Origin of the sequence: Dermacoccus sp. Ellin185 (assembly GCF_000152185.1) — a bacterium.
Taxonomy (GTDB): domain Bacteria; phylum Actinomycetota; class Actinomycetes; order Actinomycetales; family Dermatophilaceae; genus Dermacoccus; species Dermacoccus nishinomiyaensis.
Genome location: NZ_AEIQ01000038.1, coordinates 1 through 3877 on the forward strand (window position 1 = coordinate 1; position 3877 = coordinate 3877).

At 55.5% G+C, this 3877-nt stretch carries 1 protein-coding gene and 2 rRNA genes; all 3 read right to left on the reverse strand.

Translation table 11 applies throughout. From position 1 onward, the window contains the following. A partial coding sequence (locus tag HMPREF0321_RS02430) for a hypothetical protein (RefSeq protein ID WP_139023530.1) occupies window positions 1–284 on the reverse strand: 284 nt, incomplete at its 3' end. A gap of 203 nt (window positions 285–487) precedes the next feature. Continuing rightward, window positions 488–605: ribosomal RNA gene (rrf, locus tag HMPREF0321_RS02435) — 5S ribosomal RNA — on the reverse strand. A gap of 89 nt (window positions 606–694) precedes the next feature. After that, window positions 695–3798: ribosomal RNA gene (locus tag HMPREF0321_RS02440) — 23S ribosomal RNA — on the reverse strand. Window positions 3799–3877 lie beyond the last annotated feature (79 nt).

Sequence of the window (3877 nt, forward strand, 5' to 3'; positions counted from 1 at the left end):
ACCTCAGGTAGGAAGAGCCGGATACCGCCGGCGAGCACGAGAGCCATGCACGCGGCGAACAGGGACGGCTCACTCGGGATGTCGACCCAGCCGAGGACGTCCATGATGACGCGCAGGATCACGCTGCGGTGGAAGAACACTCCGGCGAGGGAGACGAACGCCGCCAGCACGAGCAGCCGACCGGCCCAGATCGCGACCTTGTCCCGCCACCCATGATCTCGCCAACGATTGCACGCCTCGACCGACGCCGTGAGGCGCTCGTTCTGGTTCCCCGTCTCCACCACGGCACGACACTAGCCCCGGGACGTGAGGAAACACTGGAGATCCCCTGAGGTTCCCGTGGAGTGTGCCCTGGCGACGATTCACGGTGGACGCCATGGTTTGTGGCCACGGCCGTGTGGTGGACGTAGAAATGCGTGATGGTCTTGAACTACTCAAACCCCAGTCTTTCGGGGGAGCTGTTCAAGACCATCACGTCTTGGAAGAAGTCCGGCGGTGTCCTACTCTCCCACACCCTACCGAGTGCAGTACCATCAGCGCTGAAGGGCTTAGCTTCCGGGTTCGGAATGTGACCGGGCGTTTCCCACTTCGCTATAACCACCGTAACACTATGAAACATATCAACCCATCATGGTGGGTGTGTTGTTTCAGAATTACACAGGGACGCGAGCACTAGCACAACAATATTCAGTGTGATAATAAGTTATCGGTTCATTAGTACCGGTCAGCTACAACCATTACTGGTCTTCCACATCCGGCCTATCAACCCCATCGTCTCTAGGGAACCTCTCACACACAAGGTGTATGGAAACCTCATCTCGAAGCGTGCTTCCCGCTTAGATGCTTTCAGCGGTTATCACTTCCGAACGTAGCCAATCAGCGGTGCTCCTGGCGGAACAACTGACACACCAGAGGTTCGTCCATCCCGGTCCTCTCGTACTAGGGACAGGTCTTCTCAAGTTTCCTACGCGCACAGCGGATAGGGACCGAACTGTCTCACGACGTTCTAAACCCAGCTCGCGTACCGCTTTAATGGGCGAACAGCCCAACCCTTGGGACCTACTCCAGCCCCAGGATGCGACGAGCCGACATCGAGGTGCCAAACCATGCCGTCGATATGAGCTCTTGGGCAAGATCAGCCTGTTATCCCCGGGGTACCTTTTATCCGTTGAGCGACGGCGCTTCCACAAGCCACCGTCGGGTCACTAGTCCCCACTTTCGTGCCTGCTCGACATGTCTGTCTCACAGTCAAGCTCCCTTGTGCACTTACACTCAAAACCTGATTGCCAACCAGGCTGAGGGAACCTTTGGGCGCCTCCGTTACCCTTTAGGAGGCAACCGCCCCAGTTAAACTAACCCACTCAGGCACTGTCCCTCGATCCGGATCACGGACCGAAGTTAGGAGCCCAATACGACCAGAGTGGTATTTCAACAATGACTCCACACACACTGGCGTGCATGCTTCACAGTCTCCCACCTATCCTACACAAGCCGTACCGAACACCAATACCAAACTGTAGTAAAGGTCCCGGGGTCTTTCCGTCCTGCTGCGCGTAACGAGCATCTTTACTCGTACTGCAATTTCGCCGAGTTCGTGGTTGAGACAGTGGAGAAGTCGTTACGCCATTCGTGCAGGTCGGAACTTACCCGACAAGGAATTTCGCTACCTTAGGATGGTTATAGTTACCACCGCCGTTTACTGGGGCTTAAATTCTCAGCTTCACCACCGAAGTGATTAACCAGTCCTCTTAACCTTCCAGCACCGGGCAGGCGTCAGTCCGTATACATCGAATTACTTCTTCGCACGGACCTGTGTTTTTAGTAAACAGTCGCTTCTCCCTGGTCTCTGCGACCCTCACCCCTAGCCCGTACGGGCTTCAAGGCTTGGGCCCCCCTTCTCCCGAAGTTACGGGGGCATTTTGCCGAATTCCTTAACCACGATTCACTCGATCGCCTTAGTATTCTCTACCTAACCACCTGAGTCGGTTTGGGGTACGGGCGGCTCGAACCTCGCTAGAAGTTTTTCTCGACAGCATAGGATCACCCTGCTTCCCACATACGTGGTCACCATCACATCTCAGCCACATCACTGACGGATTTACCTACCAGTGGGCCTACATGCTTGGACGGGGACTACCATCGCCCCGCGGAGGCTACCTTCCTGCGTCACTCCATCGCTTACCTACTACACGATCGGGTCACACGCTCCCCACACCAGATGATCCCGAAGGACCGGTTGGCATGGTTCGGGTGTTTAGCATCCCATGGTTCAGTATGGGCGGTTCTTCGCCGGTTCCGGAATATCAACCGGATGTCCATCGACTACGCCTGTCGGCCTCGCCTTAGGTCCCGACTTACCCAGGGCAGATTAGCTTGACCCTGGAACCCTTGGTTATTCGGCGGACGGGTTTCTCACCCGTCATTCGCTACTCATGCCTGCATTCTCACTCGTGTAGCATCCACGACTCGATCACTCGGCCGCTTCACTCGCCACACGACGCTCCCCTACCCAACAACACCCCCGTTAAGGGTCAGTGTGTCATTGCCACAGCTTCGGTGATGTGCTTGAGCCCCGCTACATTGTCGGCGCGGAATCACTTGACCAGTGAGCTATTACGCACTCTTTAAAGGGTGGCTGCTTCTAAGCCAACCTCCTGGTTGTCACAGCAACTCCACATCCTTTCCCACTTAGCACACGCTTAGGGACCTTAGCTGATGATCTGGGCTGTTTCCCTCTCGACTACGAAGCTTATCCCCCGCAGTCTCACTGCCACGCTCTCACTTACCGGCATTCGGAGTTTGGTTGACGTCAGTAACCCGGTGGGGCCCATCAGCCATCCAGTAGCTCTACCTCCGGCAAGAAACACGCGACGCTGCACCTAAATGCATTTCGGGGAGAACCAGCTATCACGGAGTTTGATTGGCCTTTCACCCCTACCCACAGCTCATCCCCTCAGTTTTCAACCTAAGTGGGTTCGGTCCTCCACGCCGTCTTACCGGCGCTTCAACCTGGCCATGGGTAGATCACTCCGCTTCGGGTCTAGACCCAGCGACTCAAACGCCCTATTCGGACTCGCTTTCGCTACGGCTACCCCACACGGGTTAACCTCGCCACTGAGCACTAACTCGCAGGCTCATTCTTCAAAAGGCACGCCGTCACCCCACACGGAGGCTCCGACGGATTGTAAGCACACGGTTTCAGGATCTATTTCACTCCCCTCCCGGGGTTCTTTTCACCTTTCCCTCACGGTACTAGTCCGCTATCGGTCACCAGGGAATATTTAGGCTTAGCAGGTGGTCCTGCCAGATTCACACGAGATTTCACGGGCCCCGTGCTACTTGGGAAACAGCACAACACAGCCACACACGTTTCGTCTACGGGAGTCGCACCCTCTACGCTCAACCATTCAAGATTGTTCAACTACGCACATGGTTTCTTACTGCGCACCCTCATGTCAGTGAGGATCAGCACTGTCCCACAACCCCACAACCGCAACCCCTGACAGGTCTCACACGATCATGGTTTAGCCTCATCCGCTTTCGCTCGCCACTACTCACGGAATCACTCTTGTTTTCTCTTCCTGTGGGTACTGAGATGTTTCACTTCCCCACGTTCCCTCCCAACACCCTATGTGTTCAGGTGCAGGTGCCATGACATGATTCATGGCGGGTTTCCCCATTCGGAAATCCCCGGATCACAGCCTGTTTATCGACTCCCCGAGGCATATCGCAGATTACAACGTCCTTCATCGGTTCCTGGTGCCAAGGCATCCACCGTGTGCCCTTAAAAACTTAAGATCACAGATACTAGATGCTCGCGTCCACTGTGTAATTCTCAAACAACACGCCACACACAACCCCACACACCCAAACCCCA